General features: G+C 62.5%; 22 protein-coding genes. 11 read left to right on the top strand and 11 right to left on the bottom strand.

What is annotated here, in order from left to right; genetic code table 11:
- Positions 1 to 6: 6 nt before the first annotated feature.
- Together AC1DM5_RS23650 and AC1DM5_RS23655 are read left to right on the top strand one after the other, a co-directional pair.
- A complete protein-coding gene (locus tag AC1DM5_RS23650; protein ID WP_477975738.1) occupies positions 7 to 1,047 on the top strand; it encodes a tartrate dehydrogenase in 1,041 nt (346 codons plus the stop codon).
- A gap of 23 nt (positions 1,048 to 1,070) precedes the next feature.
- The gene (locus AC1DM5_RS23655) at positions 1,071 to 2,528 is read left to right on the top strand and encodes an NAD-dependent succinate-semialdehyde dehydrogenase (protein ID WP_477975740.1); all 1,458 of its coding nucleotides are present in this window, start codon (positions 1,071 to 1,073) and stop codon (positions 2,526 to 2,528) included.
- A 69-nt stretch (positions 2,529 to 2,597) separates the two neighbouring features.
- Here the strand turns inward: AC1DM5_RS23655 and AC1DM5_RS23660 are convergent, their stop codons facing one another.
- Positions 2,598 to 3,872: an NAD(P)/FAD-dependent oxidoreductase gene (locus AC1DM5_RS23660; RefSeq protein ID WP_477975742.1), complete on the bottom strand. Its 1,275-nt coding sequence runs from the start codon at positions 3,870 to 3,872 to the stop codon at positions 2,598 to 2,600.
- Between the two features lie 15 nt (positions 3,873 to 3,887).
- Positions 3,888 to 4,556: a haloacid dehalogenase type II gene (locus AC1DM5_RS23665; protein ID WP_477822432.1), complete on the bottom strand. Its 669-nt coding sequence runs from the start codon at positions 4,554 to 4,556 to the stop codon at positions 3,888 to 3,890.
- Between the two features lie 315 nt (positions 4,557 to 4,871).
- Between AC1DM5_RS23665 and AC1DM5_RS23670 the strand changes: the two genes are divergently transcribed.
- The 7 genes from AC1DM5_RS23670 to AC1DM5_RS23700 all read left to right on the top strand — a co-directional run bounded on the left by AC1DM5_RS23670 (position 4,872) and on the right by AC1DM5_RS23700 (position 13,282).
- Positions 4,872 to 5,708, top strand: coding sequence for a GNAT family N-acetyltransferase (locus AC1DM5_RS23670; protein WP_477975744.1), 837 nt, complete (start codon positions 4,872 to 4,874; stop codon positions 5,706 to 5,708).
- 14 nt (positions 5,709 to 5,722) lie between these two features.
- Complete coding sequence (locus AC1DM5_RS23675; RefSeq protein ID WP_477975746.1) at positions 5,723 to 7,099, top strand: aminotransferase class III-fold pyridoxal phosphate-dependent enzyme; 1,377 nt, start codon at positions 5,723 to 5,725, stop codon at positions 7,097 to 7,099.
- Positions 7,100 to 7,337: 238 nt separating this feature from the next.
- A complete protein-coding gene (locus tag AC1DM5_RS23680) occupies positions 7,338 to 8,051 on the top strand; it encodes an HAD-IA family hydrolase (protein ID WP_477975748.1) in 714 nt (237 codons plus the stop codon).
- 78 nt (positions 8,052 to 8,129) lie between these two features.
- Entirely contained in the window at positions 8,130 to 9,740 is a 1,611-nt protein-coding gene (locus AC1DM5_RS23685; protein WP_477975750.1) for an ABC transporter substrate-binding protein, read from the top strand.
- Between the two features lie 85 nt (positions 9,741 to 9,825).
- Entirely contained in the window at positions 9,826 to 10,776 is a 951-nt protein-coding gene (locus AC1DM5_RS23690) for an ABC transporter permease (RefSeq protein ID WP_477975752.1), read from the top strand.
- Positions 10,773 to 11,627, top strand: coding sequence for an ABC transporter permease (locus tag AC1DM5_RS23695; RefSeq protein WP_477975754.1), 855 nt, complete (start codon positions 10,773 to 10,775; stop codon positions 11,625 to 11,627). Before AC1DM5_RS23690 ends, AC1DM5_RS23695 begins: the two co-directional genes overlap by 4 nt.
- Positions 11,627 to 13,282, top strand: coding sequence for an ABC transporter ATP-binding protein (locus AC1DM5_RS23700; protein ID WP_477975756.1), 1,656 nt, complete (start codon positions 11,627 to 11,629; stop codon positions 13,280 to 13,282). Before AC1DM5_RS23695 ends, AC1DM5_RS23700 begins: the two co-directional genes overlap by 1 nt.
- A 45-nt stretch (positions 13,283 to 13,327) precedes the next feature.
- Here the strand turns inward: AC1DM5_RS23700 and AC1DM5_RS23705 are convergent, their stop codons facing one another.
- The gene (locus AC1DM5_RS23705) at positions 13,328 to 13,804 is read right to left on the bottom strand and encodes an Lrp/AsnC family transcriptional regulator (protein ID WP_113182661.1); all 477 of its coding nucleotides are present in this window, start codon (positions 13,802 to 13,804) and stop codon (positions 13,328 to 13,330) included.
- A 233-nt stretch (positions 13,805 to 14,037) separates the two neighbouring features.
- On the opposite strand from AC1DM5_RS23705, the gene AC1DM5_RS23710 reads away from it, so the two are divergent.
- Entirely contained in the window at positions 14,038 to 15,363 is a 1,326-nt protein-coding gene (locus tag AC1DM5_RS23710; RefSeq protein WP_477975758.1) for an NAD(P)/FAD-dependent oxidoreductase, read from the top strand.
- Between the two features lie 199 nt (positions 15,364 to 15,562).
- Here AC1DM5_RS23710 and AC1DM5_RS23715 read toward each other — a convergent pair whose 3' ends face one another.
- The 8 genes from AC1DM5_RS23715 to AC1DM5_RS23750 form a co-directional block, all read right to left on the bottom strand.
- Positions 15,563 to 16,504, bottom strand: a complete 942-nt coding sequence (locus tag AC1DM5_RS23715; protein WP_477975760.1) for an ABC transporter permease — start codon at positions 16,502 to 16,504, stop codon at positions 15,563 to 15,565.
- A 1-nt stretch (position 16,505) separates the two neighbouring features.
- Positions 16,506 to 17,483, bottom strand: coding sequence for an ABC transporter permease (locus AC1DM5_RS23720; RefSeq protein ID WP_477975762.1), 978 nt, complete (start codon positions 17,481 to 17,483; stop codon positions 16,506 to 16,508).
- A 1-nt stretch (position 17,484) separates the two neighbouring features.
- Entirely contained in the window at positions 17,485 to 18,966 is a 1,482-nt protein-coding gene (locus AC1DM5_RS23725) for a sugar ABC transporter ATP-binding protein (RefSeq protein ID WP_477975840.1), read from the bottom strand.
- On the bottom strand, positions 18,966 to 19,979 hold the full coding sequence (locus tag AC1DM5_RS23730; RefSeq protein WP_477975764.1) for a substrate-binding domain-containing protein: 1,014 nt from the start codon (positions 19,977 to 19,979) through the stop codon (positions 18,966 to 18,968). Before AC1DM5_RS23730 ends, AC1DM5_RS23725 begins: the two co-directional genes overlap by 1 nt.
- Positions 19,980 to 20,126: 147 nt before the next feature.
- Entirely contained in the window at positions 20,127 to 21,011 is an 885-nt protein-coding gene (locus AC1DM5_RS23735; RefSeq protein WP_477975766.1) for an SMP-30/gluconolactonase/LRE family protein, read from the bottom strand.
- A gap of 3 nt (positions 21,012 to 21,014) precedes the next feature.
- Positions 21,015 to 21,206, bottom strand: a complete 192-nt coding sequence (locus AC1DM5_RS23740; protein ID WP_113321086.1) for a tautomerase family protein — start codon at positions 21,204 to 21,206, stop codon at positions 21,015 to 21,017.
- Between the two features lie 112 nt (positions 21,207 to 21,318).
- Positions 21,319 to 22,056: a response regulator transcription factor gene (locus tag AC1DM5_RS23745; protein ID WP_477975768.1), complete on the bottom strand. Its 738-nt coding sequence runs from the start codon at positions 22,054 to 22,056 to the stop codon at positions 21,319 to 21,321.
- Position 22,057: 1 nt separating this feature from the next.
- Entirely contained in the window at positions 22,058 to 23,344 is a 1,287-nt protein-coding gene (locus AC1DM5_RS23750) for a GAF domain-containing sensor histidine kinase (RefSeq protein ID WP_477975771.1), read from the bottom strand.
- 755 nt (positions 23,345 to 24,099) lie between these two features.
- Here AC1DM5_RS23750 and AC1DM5_RS23755 point away from each other — a divergent pair.
- A complete protein-coding gene (locus AC1DM5_RS23755; RefSeq protein WP_477975773.1) occupies positions 24,100 to 25,821 on the top strand; it encodes a flagellin N-terminal helical domain-containing protein in 1,722 nt (573 codons plus the stop codon).
- Positions 25,822 to 25,878 lie beyond the last annotated feature (57 nt).

A 25,878-nucleotide genomic window follows, 5' to 3' on the forward strand; every position in this document is an offset into this window, starting at 1 on the left:
ATTGCCATGACAAGCTACCGGATCGCTCTCATTCCCGGCGACGGCATCGGGCGCGATGTCACCGCCGCCGCCTGGACGGTGCTGCAGAAGGCGGCCGACAAGGCCGGCTTTACGCTCGATGGCCAGGAATTCCCCTGGTCCTGCGCCTTCTACAAGCAAACCGGCACGATGATGCTGGCCGACGGTATCGAGACGCTGCGCGGCTTCGACGCCATCCTGCTCGGCGCGGTCGGCTGGCCTGCGGAGGTACCGGATTCGGTATCGCTGCATGGCCTGCTGCTGCCGATCCGCAAGGCTTTCGTGCAATATGCCAATATCCGCCCGCATCGCCTGCTTCGGGGCGTCAAGGGACCGCTGAGGTCCGAGGGCTTCGACATTCTCTGCATCCGCGAAAACACCGAGGGCGAATATTCCGGCGCCGGCGGCCGTGTTCATCAGGGCACGGCGGATGAGGTGGCGGTCGAAACGTCGATCTTCACCCGCACGGGCGTCGAACGCATCCTGCGCTTCGCTTTCGAACAGGCGCGTGCCCGCCGCGGCAAGCTCGCCTCCGTGACGAAATCGAACGCGCAGAAATTTTCGATGGTCTTCTGGGATGAGATCGCCCGCAAGCTTGCCGGCGAATATGCCGATGTCGAGGTCACGAGCTACCATATCGATGCCATGGCGGCCCGCATGGTGATGGCGCCGGAAAGCCTCGACGTGGTCGTCGCTTCCAATCTTTTCGGCGATATCCTCACCGATCTCGGCGCCGCCATTCAGGGCGGGCTGGGCTTTGCGGCCTCCGCCAACATCAATCCGGATCGCAGCGCTCCGTCGATGTTCGAACCCGTGCACGGATCGGCCCCCGACATTGCCCATCTCGGCATTGCCAATCCCATCGCCGCCATCTGGTCCGGCGCCATGATGCTCGACCATCTCGGAGAAGAAGAAGCCGCCGGCGCCATCATTGCCGCGATCGAACGAACGACTGCCGGTGGCGTCGGCACGATCCCGGGCAAGGACAGGACCGAGGCGATCACCGCCGCCATTCTCGCTCAGCTTTAATTTTCTTCACCAGGGACAGATAGATGCAGAACTTGAAGGAAGCCGGCCTCTTTCGGCAACAGGCACTTGTCGGCGGAAGATGGATTCCGGCCGCCTCCGGCAACAGCGTCGACGTCATCGATCCGGCCACCCAGGCGGTCATCGGGACGGTGCCCGACATGGGAGCGGCCGAAACGCGCGCCGCTATCGAGGCCGCGCAAGCGGCCCATGGCCCATGGAAGAAGAAGACGCATGCCGAGCGTGCCGCGCTCCTGGAGGCATGGCACGCCCTGATGATCGACCATATCGAGGATCTGGCGCTGATCCTGACCACGGAACAGGGCAAGCCGCTCGATGAGGCCCGCGGTGAAATCCGCTACGGCGCCTCCTTCGTCAAATGGTTTGCCGAGGAAGCCCGCCGCATCGGCGGCCACACGATCCCCTCGCCAACACCGGACCGCCGCATCGTCGTCTTGAAGGAGCCGGTAGGCGTCTGCGGCATCATCACGCCCTGGAACTTCCCCAATGCGATGATTACCCGGAAAGTCGCACCCGCACTTGCCGCCGGCTGCACCGTCGTCATCAAGCCCTCCGAATTCACGCCCTACTCGGCGCTCGCCATCGGCTGGCTTGCGGAAAAGGCCGGCATTCCCGCCGGCGTGATCAACATCGTCACCGGCTTACCCGCCGGGATAGGCGACGAGATCATGGCCAACGAGACGGTTCGCAAGATTTCCTTCACCGGCTCGACCCGCGTTGGCTCGCTGCTGATGCGCGGTGCTGCCGACAGCGTGAAGCGGCTTTCCCTGGAACTCGGCGGCAATGCCCCTTTCATCGTCTTCGACGACGCCGACATCGACGCCGCCGTCGAGGGAGCGATCGCCTCGAAATTCCGCAACGGCGGCCAGACCTGCGTCTGCGCGAACCGCATTCTCGTCCAGGCCGGCGTCTATGACGCCTTTGCCGAAAAGCTGGCGGCCCGTGTCGACAGGATGAAGGTCGGCCCGGGCACACAAGCAGGCATTGCGATCGGGCCGATGATCAACGAAGCGGCGATCGCCAAGATCAATCGCCATGTCGAGGATGCGCTCGCCAAGGGTGCTGCGATCGTCACCAGAAAGGCGGAGCTGCCGCCCGGCCGGCAATATACCGCGCCCCTGGTGCTGACCGGCGCCACCACCGAAATGCAGCTCGCCAGCGAAGAGACGTTCGGCCCGGTGGCACCTCTCTTCCGCTTCGAGAGCGAGGAAGAAGCGCTCGCGATCGCCAACGGCACGCCTTACGGCCTCGCCGCCTATTTCTATACCGAGAGCCTGAAGCGCGCATGGCGCGTCGGCGAAGCGCTGGAATTCGGTATGGTCGGCCTCAATACCGGCGCCATCTCGACTGAAGTCGCCCCTTTCGGCGGCGTCAAGCAGTCGGGGCTTGGCCGCGAAGGCGCGCAGGCCGGCATCGAGGAATATCTGGAAATGAAGTCCTTCCATATCGGCGGGCTCGCCTGAGCAGGCAAAGTCGAGGGGTTGCGGAGGCAGCCCCTCGATCCGTTCCAAATGGAGAAAGGTGCAGCCGGCTTACCGGATCTTGTCGAGCATCTTGTAATAGAGCCCGACGAGCGGCAAGAACCAGGGTTTGCCGAAATGGCCGGGAACTGCCGGCCATTCCAGTCCCTTGAGCGGATTATGGTCCGGGCGGCCGAGCATCGCGTCGGCGATCGTCATTCCGAGATGGGTGGAGAACTGCGCCCCATGGCCGGAATAACCCATCGCAAACCAGGCACCGTCCTGATATCCGGCGCGCGGATAGCGGTCCTTGGTCATGTCGACCAGCCCGCCCCAGCAATAGTCGATCCCGACATCGGCAAGCTGCGGAAAGATCCGGCTGAGGCTGTCGTGCAATATCGCGCCGCTTTTGGCATCGGAACGCTGATCGGATGTGGCCGAGAAGCGCGCCCTCCCCCCGAAGATCAGCCGGTTATCAGGCGCCAGGCGCCAGTAGTTACCGATGTTCATCGAGTTGACGCAGGTGCGATTGCCGGGCATCGTCGCCGCAATTTCCGTTTCCGTCAGCGGTCGCGTGGCGATGATGAAGCTGCCGACCGGGATGATGCGACGGCGGAAATACCCGAAGTTGGGCGTCGTATAGGCCCCGGTGGCGATCAGCACCTGATCCGCTGTCACCATGCCCTTTATCGTCTTCAGCAGGTGTTTGCCGTCCGCCTGGCGATGGTCGGTGACGGAGGCCTTTTCGGCGATCGTCGCGCCATGGCGCCTGGCGGCCCCCGCCAGTCCGACGACATAGCGCCCCATATGCATCATCGCGCTTTTCCTAGACAGCATCGCGCCATGAAAGACAGAGCCCACCTCGCTTTTCAGGTCGCTCGCCGACAACAGGGCCGTCTCGGCATCCACTTCCGCGTGGACCGCCTCGAAATTGCGGGCGATCGCATCGTAATGCTGCGGCTTGGATGCGAGCTTGAGTTTTCCGGCCCGGCGGAAATTACAGTCGATCCCTTCCTCGGCAATGATCGCCTCGATGGTGTCGATCGAGGCATCGAACGCCCGATAGAGCGCGATGGCGCGCTCCTTGCCGAGCTCGGCCTTGGCGGCAAGGAAGCTATGGGCAAGGCCGTTGTTGAGATGGCCTCCGTTGCGCCCCGAGGCTCCGCATCCGACCCTTTCGGCCTCCAGCACGATGACGCGGACACCCGCCTTGGCGAGCTGGCGCGCCGCGGCAAGCCCGGTAAAGCCGGCGCCGACGACCGCAACGTCATAGTGGCCTTCCACAGGTCCTTGCGTGGCGTTGGCGAAGGGCGGAGCCGTATCGTGCCAGTAGGATTGGAGCTTCATCGCCACGGCTCTCCCTCAGAGCCCGACGACGCCGGGCAAGCCCGAAATATCAGCGATTTCGACATAGCCGTAATAGGGATTGGCAGGCTCGTGGCCGCGATTGACCCAGACCTTGTTCTTGATCCCGAGGTCATGGGCCGACATCAGGTCGTAGCGGAAGGACGACGAGCAATGGAGAATGTCCTCGGGACCGCAGCCCAGCATGTCGAACATGTATTCGAAGGCTTTGAAACGCGGCTTGTAGGCATTGGCCTGCTGAGCGGTATAGACCGCATGGAATGGCGCCCCGAGCTTTTCGACGTTCGACATGATCTGCGCGTTCATGGCGTTGGAGAGGATGACCAGCGGGATTTCCTTGGCGACTTTTGCAAGCCCCTCGGGAACGTCGGCATGCGGTCCCCAGCTCGGCACCCGCTCATAGACCATCCGTGCGGCTTCCTCGCGGAATATTATGCCGTTGCGCTTGCATGCCCGCTCGAGGGAATTGTGCACCACCTCGTTGTAGGGCTTCCAGTCGCCCAGGATCTCGTCGAGACGATAGGCGGCGAAGTTCCTGGTGAACTCCACCATCTGAGGTTCGCTCAGCTGTTCGCCGTAGAGATCGCGAGCGGCTTCGGCCATTTGGAAGTTCGTCAGCGTGCCGTAGCAGTCGAAGGTGATGTATTTCGGACGGAAGTGAGCCATGACGGTGTCCTGAATGTTCCAGCTGTTTCGCCTGCCTTCATCATAGGCTGCGCTCCAGCGGTCCGCTCGACTGAAATCCGGACCGCCGAAGCAGAATGTTTCGTATCGCGAGCCGGCTTTGGCAGAAGGTTGCGTGCGGGCGACGCCGCCAAGGCTCGTTTGCCGGAAAGGTGTGTGAAGCGATTGCGCCTGCCAGCATAAGATGCGGCGGGCCGTCCGGGCAACGCTATAAGATACTGCCGGGACCGGCGCCTTCAGACGATCTGCCGGTCGAACCTGCACCACACTTCCCGGCAAGAGAGGAAGGACATCGCAATGCAGACAAGTCAGATCGATCTCGTGGCATTCGGCCCCGAACACCTGGAGGCCGCCGTCCAGCTCTCCCGGCAAGCGGGCTGGCCGCACCGGCTGGAGGATTGGCAGATGGCCCTTGCCCTCAGCAAAGGCGCCGTTGCGATCGAAGGGGGCCGCGTCGTCGGAACCGTGCTGACGACGATCTACGAGGCCGACTGCGCCGCCATCAACATGGTGATCGTCGACGAAGCCATGCGTGGACGCGGCCTTGGCCGCAAGCTGATGGACGCCGCATTGGAGATTGCGGGCAGCCGCCCCCTCCGGCTGGTTGCGACCGAGCAAGGCCTGCCGCTCTATGAAAGGCTCGGCTTCCAGAAGACGGGCGCCATCCGGCAGCATCAGGGCGTGGCGGGAGAGATTGCCGCTCTTCCGGGGACGGAAGCGGCGGCCGACGGCGACATGGATGCGATCAACGGCCTTGACCGCCGCGCCTTCGGCGCTGATCGCAGGCAATTGCTCGCCTACCTCGCCAAGGCAGGTGAATTTGCGGTGATGCGCCGGGACGGCCGCGTTTGCGGCTTTGCCGCGCTTCGGACTTTCGGCCGCGGCGAGGTCATCGGTCCCGTCGTTGCCGCCGGCCTCGACGATGCCAAAGCCCTTGCCGCCCACTTCATCGCCCGGCGCTCCGGGCAGTTTTTGCGGGTCGATACGACCGTCGATACCGGGCTGGCGCCCTGGCTTGCCGCACAGGGCCTTGCCCATGTCGGAGGCGGGATCGCCATGGCAAAGCCGGCAATCCCACGCGGCGCCGATCCGGCCGCTGCCACTTTCGCACTCGTCAATCAGGCCCTCGGCTGAGGCAGGAGACCTTCATGTACAGCAATTCTCTCATCGCGCTCGACCGCGCCCATCTCGTTCATCCCGTTGCCTCCTATCGCGGCCATGAAGCGCAGGGCGTGCGGGTTCTCGCCTCCGCCAAGGGAGCGACGGTGACCGACGCCTACGGCCGCCAGCTGATCGACGGCTTCGCCGGTCTCTGGTGCGTCAATGCCGGCTACGGCCACCAATCGATCGTCGAGGCCGCAACGCGTCAGATGCGTGAACTGCCTTATGCGACGGCCTATTTCGGCCTGGGTTCGGAACCGGCCATCCGCCTTGCCGCCGAACTCGCCGAGCGCGCGCCGGGAGATCTGAACCACATCTATTTCACGCTCGGCGGTTCCGACGCCGTCGACAGCACCATCCGCTTCATCCGCTACTACTGGATCGCCCGGGGGAAGCCGCAGCGCGACCAGTTCATTTCGATGGAGCAGGGCTATCACGGCTCCTCGACGGCGGGAGCGGGATTGACCGCGCTGCCGAGCTTCCACGCCGGCTTCGGCATTCCCTTCGACTGGCAGCACAAGATTCCATCACCCTACCCCTATCGCAATCCCGTCGGCGACGATCCGCAATCGATCATCGCGGCATCGCTTGCAGCGCTCCGCGCCAAGGTCGAGGCGATCGGTGCGGACCGCGTCGCCGCCTTCTATGCCGAACCGATCCAGGGATCGGGCGGCGTCATCGTGCCGCCCAAGGGCTGGCTGAAGGCCATGCGCGACCTCTGCCGCGAGCTCGACATTCTTTTCGTCGCCGACGAGGTGATCACCGGCTTTGGCCGCACCGGGCCGCTGTTTGCCTGCTCGCAAGAGGAGATCGTTCCCGACTTCATGACAACAGCCAAGGGGCTGACCTCGGGATATGTGCCGATGGGCGCGGTCTTCATGGCCGACCACGTCTACCAGGTGATCGCCGATGGCGCGGGCGCTTCGGCGGTCGGTCACGGCTATACCTATTCCGCCCATCCGGTCAGCGCCGCCGTCGCCCTTGAAGTGCTGAAGCTCTACGAGGGCGGGCTGCTGGAGAACGGCGTCAAATCAGGAGCCCGGCTGATGGCGGGCCTTCAAGCGATGAGGGATCATCCCCTGGTCGGCGACGTGCGCGGTCGGGGCATGCTGGCCGCCATCGAACTCGTGACCGACAAGGCGGCCCGCACGCCGCTTCCCGCCGAGGCGCAGCCTGCCCGGCGCATTTTCGACCGCGCCTGGGAAAACGGTCTGGTGATCCGCGCCTTCGCCAACGGTGTTCTGGGTTACGCCCCCCCGCTTTGCTGCACCGATGCCGATATCGACGCGATCCTGGAAAGAACCCTCAAGACGCTCGACCAGACATTGGAGGACCCCGACGTCAGACGGGCGCTGAGGGATTGAACCGCAGCCGGCGAAATACCGCCGGATGCCGATATTCGGAATTTTGTGCCGCGTCATGGCGCCTATTCGGCGCAAACCATGCGCAGAAGGTGCCAAACTCCACGTGAGCAGAAGTCGAGCCCCCTGAAAAACAGGGGCTCACCATAAGGACCCGGCGCAAAGCCGGGCTGGGAACGACATAGATTTGGCCAAGCGGCTGCCTGCCTTGCCGCTTGCTGCCTGACACTGGGGACACGAAATGACGAAGTCTCTGCCTGAATTCAAATATATGAGTTTCGACGTCGTCGGAACGTTGATCGATTTCGAGAGCGGCCTGACGTCCTGCCTTCAGGAGATCGCCGCCGAAGCGGGTGTGACGATCGATGGCGAGGAGGCACTGTGTCTTTACCGCTCTGCCCGTTACAGCGAGGATGCGTCCCTGTTCCCCGATGATCTCGTGCGGGTCTATCTCGCGATCGCGCCCGATCTCGGACTGCCGGCCGATGAGCGCCATGGCGAGCGCCTGCGCGATTCCGCCAGGACATGGAAGGCATTTCCCGACAGCGCGGCTGCGATGGCGCGGCTTGCCCGCAACTACCGCCTGATCGCCATGACGAATGCCCGCCGCTGGGCTTTCGACCATTTCTCCGCAGAGCTCGGCAACCCGTTCCACGCCGCCTTCACGGCCGACGACACCGGTACGGAAAAGCCGGACCCGGCATTCTTCGAGAGTGTCTTCGACTTCGTGGCCCGCGAGGGCCTGTCCAAAAGCGATATTCTGCACGTGGCCCAGAGCCAATATCATGACATCGGCATCTCGCGCGCGCTCGGCTTGGCCAATTGCTGGATCGAACGCCGCCACGCCCAGACGGGATATGGCGGCACCATCGAACCTGCCGAATTCACGCAACCCGACTACCACTTTACATCAATGGCCGGCCTTGCCGAGGCCGTGGCCGCAGCGCGGAACTGATCTGCGGTAAGACCCGACCAGGGCCAAGCCCGCGTGGAGACGGGCAGCCCCCAACCAGACGACAAAAAGGGGAATGACATGAACGATAGAACCACCAACTGGACTGCGTCGGACGACGCAAAGATCGAAAACGCCATCCGCCGCGGGGCGACCCGGCGGGAGCTTCTTCAGATGATGCTGGCAGGCGGCGTCGCGATGTCGGCCGGCGGGCTGATCCTCGGCCGCGCGTCAAAGGCGGTCGCAGCGACGCCCGTTGCCGGCGGCGCGCTGAAGGCGGCAGGCTGGTCGTCTTCGACGGCCGACACGCTCGACCCGGCCAAGGCCTCACTGTCGACCGACTACGTGCGCTGCTGCTCCTTCTACAATCGCCTGACCTTCCTCGATAAGACGGGCACGCCGCAGATGGAGCTTGCCGAGGCGATCGAATCCAAGGATGCGAAAGTCTGGACCGTCAAGCTGCGCAGCGGCGTGACCTTCCATGACGGAAAGCCCCTGACCGCAGACGACGTCGTCTTCTCGCTGAAGCGTCACCTCGATCCGGCAGTCGGCTCCAAGGTCGCCAAGATCGCCGCGCAGATAACCGACGTAAAAGCGGTGGACAAACAGACCGCGCAGATCACGCTCGCCAATCCGAACGCCGATCTGCCGACGATCCTTTCGATGCACCACTTCATGATCGTCGCCGCCGGCACCACCGATTTTTCCAAGGCCAACGGCACCGGCGCCTTCGTCAGGGAAGTGTTCGAGCCCGGCGTGCGCTCGGTCGGCATCAAGAACAAGAACTACTGGAAATCCGGCCCGAACGTCGATTCCTTCGAATATTTCGCGATCAGCGACGACAATGCCCGCGTCAATGCGCTGCTATCGGGCGACATCCATCTTGCCGCCTCGATCAATCCGCGCTCGATGCGCCTGATCGAGAGCCAGGGCGAAGGCTTCGTGCTGTCGAAGACGACTTCCGGCAACTATACCAATCTCAATATTCGCCTCGACATGGAGCCCGGCAGCAAGCAGTCCTTCATCGAAGGCATGAAATATCTCGTCAATCGCGAGCAGATCGTGAAATCGGCGCTGCGGGGCCTGGGTGAAATCGGCAACGATCAGCCGGTTTCTCCCGTCAACTTCTATCGCGACGCCAATCTCAAGCCGAAATCCTTCGATCCTGACAAGGCGAAGTTCCTCTTCCAGAAGGCCGGGGTCCTCGGACAGTCGATCCCGATCGTCGCTTCGGAAGCGGCGAATTCCTCGATCGACATGGCCATGATCATCCAGGCCTCGGGTGCGGAGATCGGCATGAAGCTCGACGTCCAGCGGGTCCCGTCGGACGGTTACTGGGACAATTACTGGCTCAAGGCGCCGGTCCATTTCGGCAACATCAATCCGCGCCCGACGCCCGACATTCTGTTCTCGCTGCTCTATGCCTCAGACGCGCCCTGGAACGAAAGCCAGTACAAGTCCGAGAAGTTCGACAAGATGCTGCTGGAGGCGCGCGGCCTGCTCGACCAGGAGAAGCGCAAAGCCATCTACAACGAGATGCAGGGCATGATCGCCGAACAGGCCGGCACGATCATTCCGGCCTATCTCTCCAATGTCGATGCGACCACCGCCAAGCTCAAGGGCCTGGAACCCAGCCCGCTCGGCGGCCAGATGGGTTACGCCTTCGCGGAATATGTCTGGCTCGAAGCCTGATAAAGAGAGCAGCCGGGGACGAAAATTGTCCCCGGCCCGCTTTCCCCCGCGTTATATTAGTCTCAATGCCAAAGGGAGCGCGCGCGTGAACAAAGAGGTGCTGTCTCTCATATCGAGCCGGTTGCTCATCGCCCTGATCACCCTGATGATCGTCTCCTTCGCCGTGTTTTTCGCCACGACGATGCTGCCGGGCGACACGGCGACGATCCTGCTCGGGCAAGCGGCGACGCCCGAAGCCGTCGAGGGCCTGCGCAAGGCCATGCATCTGGACCAGCCGGCTATCCTGCGGTTCCTCAGCTGGCTTTTCGGCCTGCTGTCGGGTGATCTCGGCACGTCCTATGCCAACGACATGCCGATCAGCCAGCTGATCGGCGGCCGCTTCGTCAATACGCTGAAACTCGCAGGCGTGACCGCACTGTTTTCCGTGCCGATCGCACTCACGCTCGGTATTACCGCCGCGATGCTGCGCGGCTCCGTTTACGACCGGATCGTAACGATTGTGACTATCGGCGTGATATCCGTGCCCGAGTTCATGGTGGCGACCTCGGCCGTGCTGGTCTTTGCCGTCTATCTCCGCTGGCTGCCGGCGCTGTCGCTTGCCAATGAAGTCCACTCCCTTGCCGATATGCTGCGCGTTTATGCCATGCCTGTCATCACGCTCACCTTCGTCGTTTCCGCGCAGATGATCCGCATGACGCGCGCCGCGGTCGTCGAAACCCTGAACACGCCCTATGTCGAGATGGCCCTCCTGAAAGGCGCGTCGCGAACCCGCATCGTCCTGAGACACGCCCTGCCCAATGCTCTCGGTCCGATCGTCAACGCGATCGCCCTGTCCTTGTCCTATCTCCTCGGAGGGGTGATCATCGTCGAGACCATCTTCAACTATCCCGGCATTGCCAAACTGATGGTCGATGCGGTCGCCACACGCGACCTGCCGCTGATCCAGAGCTGCGCGATGATCTTCTGCCTCGGCTACCTGATCCTCATCACGCTTGCCGACATTGTTGCCATTCTTTCCAATCCGAGGCTGCGATGACATCCCATATCGAACAGCGCCCCGTCGTGACGCGCCGGCCCGGCTACCGCTTCAATCTCGTCGGGCTGCTCGGGCTTGCCGTCATTCTCTTCTGGGCCTTCACCGCGATTTTCGCGCCCTTGCTGATCCCTTACCCCGTCGGCGAGATCGTCGATACCGATTATTTCGGCCCGATATCCCAGCAATTCTGGATGGGGTCGGATTATCTTGGCCGCGATGTCTTCTCGCGCATCGTGATGGGCGCGCGCTATACGGTCGGCATCTCGCTGGCGGCGGTGACCATCGCCTGCTTCAGCGGCGTCGTGCTCGGAATGATCGCGGCGGTCACCGGAGGCTGGCTCGATACCCTGCTCTCCCGCTTCCTCGATGCGCTGAATTCCATCCCGGGCAAGCTCTTCGGTCTCGTCGTGGTCGCGGCCGTCGGTTCGTCGATCCCGGTGCTGATCCTGACGCTTTCGGTGATTTACATACCGGGGTCCTACCGCTTCGCCCGGGCGCTCGCCGTCAACGTCAATTCCATGGACTTCATCACCGTCGCCCGTATCCGCGGCGAAAGCACCCTTTATCTCATCCGCTCGGAAATCCTGCCCAATATCGTGGGTCCGGTGCTTGCCGATCTCGGACTGCGCTTCGTCTTCATCGTTCTCCTGCTTTCCGGCCTTTCCTTCCTTGGGCTTGGCGTGCAACCACCCTATGCGGACTGGGGGGCGCTCGTGCGCGAAAACATCGGCGGCCTGCCTTTCGGGGCTCCCGCCGTCATGTTCCCGTCGCTTGCGATCGCCAGCCTCACGATCAGCGTGAACCTCTTGATCGACAACCTGCCGCAGAAAATCCGAGATCGGAGCGAGTGATGGCCAATCTCGTCGAAATCCGTGACCTCAGGGTCGAAGCGACCACCGATTCCGGCCGTCGCGTCGACATCATCCGGGGCGTCAGCCTCGACATCGCCGAAGGCGAGATCGTCGCGCTGATCGGCGAAAGCGGCTCCGGCAAGACGACGATCGCGCTGAGCCTGATGGGACATTCGCGGCCGGGCTGTCGTATTTCGGGCGGCAGCGTTTCGCTTGCCGGCAAGGACATGGTCCGGCTTGGCGAGAAGCAGCGCGCCAGGTTGCGCGGCACCGAGGTGGCCTACGTCCCGCAATCGGCCGCCGCCGCCTTCAACCCCGCCATCACGATCATGGAACAGGTGATCGAGGTCACCCGCATCCACGGGCTGATGTCGGCCGACGAGGCAAGAAGCCGTGCGGTCGAACTCTTCCGGGCGCTTTCTCTGCCCGAACCGGAGATCATCGGAACACGCTACCCCCACCAGGTCTCCGGCGGCCAGCTGCAGCGCCTTTCGGCGGCGATGGCCCTGATCGGCGACCCGAAGCTGATGATCTTCGACGAGCCGACGACGGCGCTCGACGTGACGACGCAGATCGAAGTGTTGCGCGCCTTCAAGTCGGCCATGAAGAAGGGAGCCATTGCCGGCGTTTACGTCTCGCATGACCTTGCCGTCGTCGCCCAGATCGCCGACCGGATCGTCGTGCTGAAGGGCGGCGAAGTCCAGGAGACCGGCACGACGGAAGAAATCCTGACCGCCGCGAAACATCCCTACACGCGCGAACTGCTCGCCGCTTTCGAGCCGAAGGCACGCAATCCCGACGCCAATGTCAAGGCAGCGCCGGCGGCGCTCTTGACGATCGAAGATGTCGTTGCCGGCTACGGCCGGCGGCAGGCCGACGGCCGGCCCCTGGTCTGTGCCGTCCAGCAGGTGAGCCTCAGGGTCGAGAAAGGGCGCAACCTCGGCATTATCGGCGAATCCGGCTGCGGCAAGTCCACCCTTGCCCGCACCATCGCCGGCATCCTGCCCGCCGCCTTCGGCAAGATCGTCTTCGACGGCAAGGAACTCGGCCACAGCGCTCGCGAACGCTCGCGCGATCAATTACGCGAGATGCAGATCGTCTTCCAATATGCCGATACGGCGCTCAATCCGGCAAAATCGGTCGAGGACATACTCGACCGGCCGCTCGTCTTCTACCATGGCATGCCGGCCAAGGCGCGCAGCGCGCGCATCGACGAATTGATGGACATGGTCCGCCTGCCGCGCAGCCTTCGCCATCGCCGGCCGGGAGAGCTTTCGGGCGGGCAAAAGCAGCGCGTGAATTTCGCCCGGGCGCTTGCCGCCGATCCGAAACTGATCCTGTGCGACGAGATTACCTCGGCTCTCGACACAGTTGTGGCAGCCGCCGTGATCGATCTCCTCAAGGAATTGCAGCGGGAACTCGGCCTCTCCTACATCTTCATCAGCCACGATCTTTCGGTGGTGGAGGCGATCTGCGACGAGATCGTCGTGATGTATGACGGCAGGAAGGTCGAGGAAATCACGCCAGCGAAAATCAAGGCAGCGCAGCATCCCTACTCCCAGCTGCTCTTCTCCTCGGTGCCGAAGCTCGATCCGGCCTGGCTCGACGAGCTGACGCAGGATCCGGAACTGGTGCGTGCCTATAGCAGGGGTTAGGATCGGCGCTGCGATCCCATGCCCCGCGCACCTTGGCCGGACGGCTCAGAGCGGAAACAGGCTCGTCAGCGGCATATGCGCTCTGACGATCGGCGATTTCAGGACGACGAAGCTGAAATATTTGTCGATGCCGACATCCATGTCGGTGAGACGTTCCATGATCGTCTGATATTCGCCGATCCCCGACGTGACGAATTTGACGAGGTAGTCATAGCCACCGGACACCAGATGGCACTCGATGACCTGCTCGACCTTTTCGATCGCCGAAAGGAAGCGGGCAAAATCGATCTGCCGATGGTTCTTCAGGGTGATCTCGGTAAAGACCGTCAGGGTCTGGCCAAGCTTGCCGACGTTGATCTGCGCCGAATAACCTTCGATGTAGCCCTCCGCCTGCAGCTTTTTCACCCGCATCAGGCAAGGGCTCGGGGACAGGGCGACGAGATCGGCCAGTTCCACATTCGTGATGCGCCCGTTCTTTTGCAGTTCGTGGAGGATCTTGACGTCGATTCGATCGAGTTTCACGAAGCACCTTTTCGGGTTGCGACCGCCGGGATGCGGCAGATTATGCTGCAGCCCTGCCTTGATCGAAGGTAACACATTGCCCCTGCCTGTCTATTTCGTTTTGCGTGTTGGCGCCAAGCACAACTGTCTGCCTACTTCCGGCAAGACGGCATGTTCTGCTGCAAGCCGGTCGAACTCCAGCAACGCCGTATCCGCAATCCCCGCTAGATTATGCCGTAACCGGAGAGCGCTTCATGCCAGCACCCCTGAAATTCGTTGAGTCACCCCTTGCACTTCCCGCGGCTGCCGATGCCGTGGTGATAGGCGGCGGCATCATCGGCGTCTTTACCGCATACTACATGGCGCTGCGGGGCCTGAAGGTCGTTCTCGTCGAGAAGGGCCGGATCGGCGCGGAACAGTCGAGCCGGAACTGGGGCTGGTGCCGCCAACAGAACCGCGATGCGCGGGAGCTGCCGATGGCAACGAAGAGCCTCGATCTGTGGGAACGTTTCGCAGCCGAATCCGGTGAGGATCCCGGGTTTCGGCGCTGCGGGCTTCTCTATCTGAGCAACAGCGACGAGGAGCTGGCCGGCTGGGCGCGTTGGCGTGACTTTGCCCGCACGGCCGGTGTCACCACCCATATGCTCGACGGCGCTCAGGCGAACGAGCGCGGCCGTGCGACGGGCAAATCGTGGAAGGGCGGCGTCTTCTCCCCGACGGATGGGACCGCCGACCCGGCGAATGCTGCTCCGGCCGTCGCACGCGCGATCCTGAAGCTCGGGGGCACCGTGCGCCAATCCTGTGCCGCCCGCGGCATCGAAACCGAGGGCGGGCGTCTTTGCGCCGTCGTAACCGAACACGGCACCATTCGCACCAGGACTGCGGTTCTCGCCGGAGGCGCCTGGGCTTCCTCCTTCTGCCATCAGCTCGGCATACGCTTTCCGCAGGCCTCGATCCGCTCGTCGATCCTTTCGGTTTCCCCCCCTGCCGCAGCCCTGCCCGATGCGCTGCACACCTCCGCCGTCTCCGCCACGCGCCGCGGCGACGGCGGTTATACGCTCGCCATTAGCGGCGGCGGTCGCGTCGACCTGACGCCGCAGCAATTGCGTTATGCGCCGCAGTTTCTGCCGATGTTCATCCGGCGTTGGCGAAGCCTGGCCCCCGGCGGATGGGAGGGAATGAGATCCGGCCACGAAACCTTGAGGCGATGGCGGCTGGACGCACCCACCCCGATGGAGCGGATGCGTATTCTCGATCCGAAGGTCGACCAGGCGACGATCCGGCGCACCCATGCGCGCGCACTGGAGCTTCTGCCTGACCTCGAGACGACGCAAATCACCGCCGCCTGGGCAGGCTATGTCGACAGCACGCCGGATGGAGTGCCCGGGATCGGCGAGATCACGTCGATACCTGGCTTCATTCTGGCGGCCGGCTTCAGCGGTCATGGCTTCGGCATCGGTCCCGGCGCCGGCCATCTCATCGCCGATATCGTCAGCGGCAACACGCCGATCGTCGATCCCAGGCCCTATCATCCCGAGCGGTTCAAGAGATCGGTCTGGGGCAAAGTCGCCGATTTTTAGGCGCGCTTTCCGCCAGTCATTTATTCCCCGTCTGCGACGTCCAAATGGCCAGTCGAATCTCGTCTGGTTCGGACTGTATTCTCGTCCAATCCGGATTATTGAAGCGGCCAGATCGGAATGTCACGAGTTCGCGCCTGAGCCAATGATCCCGAAATCTGGGCTTGGGGTCGCTTAGGCGGGGCGCGCGCGCCTGACTATCTTATGAGCGTTTGCCTCCAGCAGCGGTGATGACGCCGACGATGATGAGGCCGGTGAGCAGCAGGCGCACGCCGGCGCTGACGCCGAATGTGTTGAGCATGGTGAGCAGAAGCACGAGGAAAAGGGCAGCCCCCCAGATGCCGGGAACATTGGCCTTGCCGCCCGCCACCGAGGTGCCGCCGATGACGACGACGGCGATCGAGGAAAGCAGATATTCATTGCCGATATCGACATTTGCGCCGCGGAAATAGCCGGCAAGCAGCGCCCCGTTCAGACCGCCGAGCGTACCCGAGAGTGTATAGGTGAGGAAGCGGATGCGCGCGACAGGAACACCCGCAAGCCAGGCGGCGCGGATATTCTGCCCGATCGCCAGCACCGAGCGCCCGTAGATCATCCGATGGAGCGCAACACCGGCGCCCAACGTGAACAGGATGGTGACGAGCGCCAGCACGGGAACGCCGAGAATCTGCAGATTGGTGAATTCGGCAAAACCCGGCGGTGGCTTGATCTGCAGGCCGCGGCCATAGCTGATGTCGATCGACTGGATGATGAAGCTTGCCGAGAGCGTGGCTATGATCGGCGGAATGCGCAGCGCCCAGATCAGCAGGTAATTGGCGGCACCGACCGCAGCACCGCTGGCGAGTGCCGCAAGCAGGCCGATTGCGATCATGCTGTCCTGCCCGTCCATGGTCTTCATCGCGACGGCGCTGGCAAGCCCGATATTGGCCGGCAGCGAGAGATCGACATTGCCGGGGCCGAGCGTGATGACGAACATCTGCCCTGTACCGACGATGACCATGAAGACGGCGAGCGAGAAGGCCGCCGTCAGCATGCCGCCGGCGCCGTATCCGCCGGTAAACGCGATGGTGGCGAGCCAGGCGGCGAGAGCGCCGATGAAGGACCAGATCCAGGCTTTTGCGGCAAGCGCCTTCAATTGCGCCATGTCATGCCTCCTTGCGGCTGATGAGCGCGCGTGCGGCAAGCACGATGATGAGGATCGCGCCATTCGCTGCCACCTGCCAGTCCGGCGGAATATGCATGAAGGTCAGGAGCGACGAGGCGGCGAGCGCCAGCGTCAGCGCGCCGATGACCGCGCCGATCGGCGACACGCGCCCACCCATGAATTCGCCGCCGCCGAGAATGACGCCGGCGATCGATAGCAGCGTATAGCCATTGCCGATATTGGCATCGCCCGACGAGGTAATGCCGATCAGCGTCATGCCGGAGAGCACGCCGAAGCTTCCGGCCAAGGCAAAGAGTGTGATCTTGGTACGCAAGAGCGACCAGCCGGCCCGCGCTAGCGCTGCCGGATTGCCGCCCGAGCCGCGCAGGATGACGCCGTAGGAGGTGCGCATCAGGCCGAAATAGACGACGGCGGCAATGACGATCGCAGCGACGATCGGAAAAGGAATGAAGGGCGGTTTGAAGGAGGTGATCGCCTGCAGCCACTCCGGTGCCTTGCCGCCGGGTTTGGGCAGCACGAGGATCGCCAGCCCCTGCCAGACGAAGCTCATGCCGAGCGTCACGACGATCGACGGCAGGTTGCGCAGGTGGATCAGCGCGCCGAGCAGCGCATAGACACCAATCGAACCAAGCAGCACGACGATGCCGAGCAGCGGCGCGTCGCGCAGCCAGGTGGCGGTGACGCAGCCGACGAAACCGACGAAGGTGCCGATCGAAAGATCGAGCTCGTTGCCGGCGATGACGAACATCTGAGCGATGGTGGCGAGCGCAATCGGGATCGCGAGGTTCAGCATCAGGCTGAAGCCGAAATAGGAGATGGCGCGCGGATTGAGCCAGGCGATCGCAATCAGCACCAGAGCCAGCGAGAGCGCCGGCAGCATGGCGCGCAGGGTGCGTGCCCTTCCGGCGCTGCTGCGGGCCGGGCGCATGAGGGAATTGTTCAGCGAAACGAATGTCATCTCAGCTTGCCTCGACGAAGGAGGATTGGATGATCTTCTCCTCGGTCAGCTCGTCGCGCGTGAGGTTGGCGACGATGCGGCCGTTCTTGAAGACGTAGACATGGTGACAATTGTCGAGCTCTTCCGTCTCGGTCGTATACCAGATGAAGGTGCGGCCATTGGCGGCCTCCTGGCGGATGAGATCGTAGACTTCGAGCTTGGTGCCGATATCGACGCCGCGCATCGGATCGTCCATTAGAATGATCTCGGCATCGGAGCCGAGCGCACGGGCAAAGAGCGCCTTCTGCTGGTTGCCGCCCGAAAGCGACAGGATGTTGTTGTTCATGTCGGGCGTGCGGATGCCGATCCGGCGCTTCCACGCATCGGCAAGCTCGGCCTCGCGCTTTTGCGAGATGAGCAGGCCGGCTCGCAGCCGCTTCAGCGACCGGATGCCGATATTCTCGGCGATCGACCATTGCGGGAAGATACCGTCGGACTGCCGGTCGCCGGCAACAAGGGCCACCGGTGCTGTCACCTCGATACCGATCTTGCTGCGGCGCGCGCCATTGAAGATCGCTAGCAACAGATCGGTCTGGCCGTGACCGGCAAGCCCGGCAAGGCCGATGATGGAACCTGATTGGGCAACGAGTTCGGCGCCATCGCCCTGACGTGCCGGTCGTGCCCGCACGCGCGGCGCACCTGTCGGCTTGGCGGCGACGGTTTGCGTTGCGCCTTTCTCGCGATGGGCAGCCCCACCCATGGTCGCGACCAGCCGGTCGCGGTCATAGGCACGTGCCGCATCGGCGGCCACGACCTTGCCGTCGCGCATGACGACGATGCGGTCGGCATTCTGCAGCACCTCGCCAAGCACATGCGAAATCAGGATGCAGCTGCCGCCGGCCGCAACGAAGCGCCGGACGAAGGCGAGCAGCTGGCCAGCGGTCTGGGCATCGAGCGAAGAGGTCGGCTCGTCGAGGATGACGAGGTTCAGCGGGTCCTCCGTCACCGTGAAGGCGCGGGCGACCTCCACCATCTGCCGTCGCCCGATCGACAGATCCGCGACGATATCGGAGGCATCGATGCCGTGCTCGGGAAAGATCTCGTCGAGCTTGGCGCTAATCAGTTCGGCGGCACGCCCGTGCCAGCCGAAACCGCGCAGTGACGGATGGTTGATGCGGGTATTCTCTGCAACGGAAAGATTGGGACAGAGCGACAGTTCCTGGAAGACGCAGCGGATGCCGAACCTCTGGGCGCGGATGACAGAATAGTTCTCCTTGACCGCCTCGCCGACCGTCATGCTGCCGCGGTCGAGCACCAGCGTTCCCGCCAGCATGTTCATCAGCGTCGACTTGCCGGCGCCGTTATGGCCGACGAGCCCGACGCATTCGCCGGCGCGAACGTCGAAATCGACGCCATCAAGGGCCCTCACGGCGCCGAAATGTTTTTCGGCGCCGCGGAGGCTGACGATGATCCGGTTGGCCACAGCCTGCACCGGCGCGATCATCACTTGATATTGGCCTTTATGGCTTCGATGGCATCGGCTTGCGTATATTCCTTGGTGGCAACGCTGCCGACGGGAATATCCGTCAGATGCTTCTCGAAATCATCCTGCGTAAACGCGAGATAAGGCACCAGGAGATCGTGTGGGATGTCCTTGCGGCCGTCGAGCACCTGCTGGGCGACCCAGAAGGCGAGCGTCGAGACACCGGGCGCGATCGAGGCGGACCAGGTCTTGTAACCGTCCTTGGCCTTCTGCTCCTTCCACCATTGCAGCTCGTCCTGACGGTTCCCCATGATGATGGTCGGGCGCGGCTTGCCGGCGGCGGCAAAGGCCTGAGCCGCGCCGTAGCCGTCGCCGCCCTGGGTGATGACGCCGACGATATCGGGCAGCGAGGGGAGAACGGTCGCGACTGCTTTTTGCGCCGTCGTCTGGTCCCAGTTGCCGGTAACCGAATTGACAATCTTGAATTCCGGATGAGCGGCAACGGCTTCGATCAGGCCCTTGTGGATGGAATCGTCGATCGAGGTGCCGGCAAGGCCGCGGATTTCCAAGAGGTTCCCGCCTTCCGGATGAAACGCCATCATCTGCGCGATTTCCTGTTTGCCCATGTCCTCGAAATCAACGACGACGCGATAGGCGCAAGGCTCGTTGACGATACCATCAAAGGAGACGACGACGATGCCTGCTTCGCAGGCTTGCTTGACGGCGCCGTTCAGCGCATCCGGCGAAGCGGCGTTGATGACGATCGCGTCATAGCCCTGCAGGATGAGGTTCTGGATCTGGGCGGCCTGGGTTGGCACTTCCTGGTCGGCCGTCGTGAAGACGTCGGCCGCGCCCACGACCTTGTCGGCGACGGCCTTCTTGGTCACGATGTCATAGCTCTTGAGCATCGCCTGGCGCCAGGAATTGCCAGCATAATTGTTCGAGAAGGCGATTTTCTTGCCGCTCGTGTCGGCAAAGGCCGTGCCCGATGCGAGCAGTGCGGCAAGGCTGGCAAGTACGAAGACTTTACGCATTTCAATCCTCCCTAAGTTGTTTGGCCTTGAGTGAAAGGCTTTCACCCGGCGCCGGTCATTCTCCGGCAATCCGTCGATCGGATGCTTGGACATCCATGGCGCCGATCCTCCATCGGCAGCCACTCCTGCTAGCCGGTTTCCCGGATGTCAGAACAGTCTTAACCCCGGCACGCGCACCCTCAGCCTGTGCAGCGAACTTGAGGCGGTAATATACAGGCTCTTCAGATCCTCGTCACCGAAGGCGAAATTGGCGGTCGGCTCCGGCGTGCGGATGACGCCGAGCATATGGCCCGAAGGATCGAAGACATGGATGCCGCCCGGCCCGCAGCAATAGACGTTGCCGCAGCTGTCGATCTTCATGCCGTCAGGCGCACCCGGCGCCTCTCCTTTCGTCTCGGCCCAGACCGCCCCGCCCGTGAGCTCGCCCCGCGGCGAGATGGCAAAGACCCGGATATGCTGGCGCTCGGTGTCGTTGACGAAGAGGCGCGATTCATCAAGCGAGAAGCAGAGCCCGTTCGGCTGGGCGAAATCATCCACCAGCAGCGTTAAGTTGGAACCGTCGGGATCGACGCGGTAGACGCCCTGAAAGGAGAGGTCCTGCGGCCGTGGCACGCCATAATATTCCATCCGCCCATAGGTCGGGTCGGTGAAATAGATCGCGCCGCCGGTCGCAACGACGATATCGTTCGGGCTGTTGAGCTCCTTGCCCTTGTAATGCGTGGCGATGACACTCGTCGAACCGTCGCGCTCGAGCCTCGTGACGCGGCTCATCGCATGTTCGCAGGTGAGCAACCGCCCTTCGCGGTCCAGCGTATTGCCGTTCGCCTTGTTGCTCGGCCGGCGAAAATCCTCGATCGCGCCGGAAGGCCGGCGGATATACATGCGGTCTTCGGGCATGTCGCTGAAGACAAGCCATTTCTCGTAAGGATGCCAGACGGGACCTTCGGTGAAGCCGAGACCGTTTGCCAAGGTCTCCAGCGCCCCGTCGCCGACCACGTCGGCAAACCCCGGATCGCGGGTGCTCTTCGCCATGGCTCAGCTCTTCGAGGATTGGACGGATTTTCCGCCGACGAACCAGTCGGACGCCAGGACGTCCTCGAAGACGACCCAGATCGCCTCCTTCGGCAGTTCGGCCAGCTCGCTGACGGCAGCAGTGACGCGCCGCGCGATCTCGTCCTTGCGCTCCTGGGAATGGCCTTTGAGAATCTGGATGTTGACGAAGGGCATCGCGTGTTCTCCCGTCTGCTTTTTATTGCTTGTGCCCGAGTTAGCCACGGATGGAAGGGTTCGGCTACGTTTGAAGACGCAGATTTGAATGTGCAAACACACACTCGGATCTTCAGAGCTCCTTCGGCGGTGAAGCCTGGTCGATCCAGGCGTCGAGGCTCTCCTGCGCGCGCCTCAGCGCATCGACATTGATAAGGCCGCGGGCAAAGGCCAGATAGATCGCCCGCGTGCGGGAATTGAAGAGCGAGCCCTCGCCCGCCCCGTCCTCGGGCACGACGCCGAGCTTTTCGTAGAGATGGCGGATGCGCGCCTGCGCGCCGCGGGTAGAGAGGCCGCGGCGGGCGGCGATCGCCTTGTCCGTCAGCCCGAGCGCGACATCGATCAGGCTTTCATATTCGCTGTCTGTAATGCCCTCCAGGCGATCCTGCACGCGATGCTGGATGCCGCGTACCTCCCGGTCGATGATGCAGTGCCCCTCGGCAAAGACGCCGCGCAGGGCCGAGCGCATGCCCTCCTCTGAGGCCGATTTCAGCACATAGCCGTAGACGGTGCCCGGCGGCACGATACGGGCAACCCCGCGCACGTAGGATTCATCGGCGAAATTCGACCAGAAAAGGATGTGGGTATTGGCCCGTCGGCTCCAGATGGATCGCGCCACCTCGATGCCTGTCGCTTTCGGCAATTGCAGATCGAGCACCACATAGGGCGGCTCGCGGCGTCGCGCGAGATCGATTGCGACGTCGCCACTGCCTGCCTCGATCACCTCGACGTCACCCGGCCACAGATGCTCGATCGTGGCGCGCACGAACGCGCGATGCAACCCGTCATCCTCGGCAATCATCACCAGCATGTCAGAGCCTCCCCGGGGCGTTGGCTGCAGCGACCGCGCCGTCCGGCGGCAGCGTGCCGGTACTTATCGTCTCGCCAGCAAGCGGCACGTCGATTGCCACGCGCGTACCGCCCTTGCGGCTGGAGCGGCCGATGCGAAGCTGCGCGCCGATCAGCGCCGCGCGCGTGTGCATATGGCCGATGCCGCCGCTCGCCTGCGGGTCGGCCTGGACGCAACCTGACCCGTCATCGGTGACAACAATCTTCAGCAGCGACGGCGTCGCTTCGATGCGCACCTCGATGCGCCGCGGCGCTGCGTGCTTGACGGCATTGTTGATCGCCTCCTGGGCGATGCGGTAGATCGCCGTCAGCGTGCGCTCCGGCAGCATGTCGGCGGCGCCTTCGCTGGTATCCTGGATCCGCACCGCAATCGAAGGCGTTGCCCGGCTGACGCTGCGGTTGAGATGCGCCTCTATGGCATCGCGCAAGCCGAAGAGCTCGAGCACGCTCGGCCGCATATCGTCGACGATGTGGCGCAGTTCCGTCAGGCAGTTGACGATTTCCCGCTCGAGATCCGCAAGCTGGCTGACGCCGGCCATGCCATGGCGATGTAACGCGGAGACCTGGCGCACGACGCGGGCGAGGTCGGCGAGTGTCTGGTCGTGCAGGTCCATGGCGATGCGTCGCCGCTCCTGCTCCATGCCTTCGGTCAGCCGAGATGCGCCGACGCGCAGGATCTCTTCGCGATTGCGCGCATCGCTTTCTGCCATCATCGCCCGGCGTGCCTCCTCGCTCTGAATCAGCGCGAAGATATAGGGTGCAATGAATTCGGCGCAGTGCTGGGCGATCTCCAGATCGGCGGGCGTGTAGCAGCCGGGCTCGTGCCTGCTGATGTTAAGGGCGCCGATGATCTCGCCCCTTGCCCGCATCGGCACGACGATGCGGCTGCGTAACCTGGCGGTAAAGATCGGCTCGTCTATTGCGCCCGTGAAATGAAACCGCTCATCTCCGAGCGCATCGTCGCTCAAGAGATATGGCAGCTCGCCTCTGAGCACCGCCCGCACCGGGCTAAGTTCGACCGGCGGTGGACTGAGCGCCAGTTCGCTCCAGCTTGTCTGATAGCCTGTCTCGTAGCAAATGTGGCTCCGGCCACCGTTCAACAGAACGGCGACATCGATATGGTCATGCGGCAGCAACTTGAAGATCTCTGTTGCCGTTGCCCGAAACGCTGCTCCGGTCTCGGTATGTCCGGCAAAGGCACGCGAGATCGCGAGCATCCGGTCGAACAGCTCCGCATCGTGTCTGATCATCGTCACTCCTCCGACAATCGCGCTCCTCCTCGAAGCAAAGCATTAATGCCATGTTCCTCCGGCGATGACACTATTTGCGATCGTCCCTTCCGACACAAGCTGCTTTCCAAGCAGGAGTTTCCGATCGGGGAAAGCTCTACACGCTTCCTTTCAAAGAACATTCTCGCTCTCGATGACATTCACGACGCACATGAAATCGAAAAGAAATTCGTTCAGCTTCCCGCCGGCTTCGAACCCGAGTTGGCATTCGTCGCATCGGTGACACCACGATTCCGACGCTTCGATGGTGGCGCGTGATCACAGGCAAGCATCGCGGCGAAGAGTGATAAGGTAGGATCTTGCCACCCATAGAGAGGTCGCGCCGACGCCAGCACCTATTCGAGACGTTGGGCATACGCCGCCGCTCTCCGTCGAGATGACGTTCGATCGCGTCAACTTAGTTCCACACCCAGGATCTGCTGACGGCATTGGAAAAACGGGCAACCAGGAATAGAATTTTTCGCGCTCCGCGTAGTTGAGCTAACCTTTTTTTAACCATCTCCATTGCAAAAAGGTTCACGAAATTGCCGGTCTGATTGAGCGCCCGGCAATAGCCCTAGCACACTGATTTCGTTCGGTTTTGTGAGGGCGACGGTCCTGCCATGATCGCAGGCACCCTCGTGGTTAACCGTTAAATGTTCCGACATCGCCAGCTTTGTTTGCCGGACTGACGCGCTCAAGTCCGGGGGCTGGCCTATCCTCACGGGGCTTTTAACATGGCCAGCATTTTGACCAACACGTCCGCTATGACAGCGCTCCAGACGTTACGCAGCGTCAACGCCGGTCTCGAGAAGACGCAGCAGCAAGTCAGCTCGGGTCTAAGGGTCCAGAAGGCGTCCGACAATGCGGCTTACTGGGCGATCTCCACGACGATGAGGTCGGACAACAGGGCTTTCTCTGCGGTATCTGATGCCATCGAATTGGGATCGGCCACGGTCAATACCGCCTATGACGCAACCTCGTCCATCATCGATATCCTCAGCGAGTTCAAAGCCAAACTGGTTGCAGCCAAAGAGAATGGCGTCGACAAATCGAAAATCCAGCATGAGCTCGATCAACTAAATGCACAGGCCGAAACAACGGTGATCTCGGCGAGTTTTAGCGGCCAGAACTGGCTGAGCACCAATGCACCAACGCACCTGATGGAAACGATTGACTTCACAACCGACGTGGTCTCGTCATTCGTCCGATCAGAGAACGGAGCAGTGGCGGTTGCAACAAACAAGGTGAACCTCAAGTCGACCAGCATGCTGAACGCTGGAGGAGGCGGCATCCTCCAGAAAGAGATCGGCGGTGTTGGAGACATCGGTGGTTTTCGGAGCACCGGCATCAATTCCGTGGCACATGAGGGCCATGAGAGCCACCTGTTCACTGGTCCAGCGACATTTGGTGCAGCAGACTACATCACATTTGATCTGGTGGTCGACGCGGGGACTCACTCTGCGGGCGTCAGTTTCGCGGGATTGCGGATCGACAAGAGTGTCATAGATGTTGCTCTCGGCACCACGGATGGCACGATCCACGACGGCGCAGAAATGAGAAAGGTCTTGCAGAAGGTCTTCGCAGACAACTCGGTTCCCGCAACAGCCAACGCGACCATGTTCACAGGCTCACTTACAGCTCCAGGTGTCTTTGAAGTCGGCTCGCTTGAGACCTCGGGACATCCAGGCTCCAGCATCGATATCTCCAACGTCATTTCGCATCTCGCAAGCACCTATCCCGCCGGTTTTGCCATGGGCCTCGAAAATCCGCCGAATGCCAATCACGACAACATGTATCCGGAAGCCTTCTTCGATTTCACCAAACCATTCACCGTCTCGCCGAAATCCCAGATTTTCTTTGACGCACAGGTGGGACCGGGAGCTCCTCAATCCTTCACGATCGACCGGGCGACGGTGGATGCGGCCCTTGGAACGACGGATGGCTCTATCGGCAATGCGGCTGACCTTGCGACTGTCATTGGATTCGTCACGGCCGGACTGGGCCTGTCGATAGTCACCTCCGGCAGCCGCCTTACTTTTGCGGCCGACCAGACGGTCTATCCCAACGCGGGAAATCGCGCGGCGCGCGTCATGGTCGGAAACGTCAGCTCAAATCCCACATGGGCATTGGAGTTCGATCTTGCTGAAGTCGATGTCACGTCGTCGAACTTCACGATCGACGAATATCTTGTCGGCATCGAATATATGCTGCACCGGTCAACGACGAGCGGCAGTGTCCTTGGCTCCCTCAACAAGCGGCTCGACATGCAGTCGGATTTCGTTAGCCACCTGCAAGCCAGCATGACATCCGGGATCGGCCGTCTGGTGGATGCGGATATGGAAGAAGAATCCGCCAGGCTAGCAGCACAACAGACCCAGCAGCAGCTTGCCGTCCAGGCTCTTCAGATCGCAAACACGACCCCTGGCACAATCCTGCAGCTTTATTCAGGTCGATAGGCTCGTGTGGGGCACCATCGCGGCGTGCGATAGTGGCGGGGAGCGTCGCCGTGACGT

This window comes from Rhizobium sp. 01T437 (genome assembly GCF_056398505.1).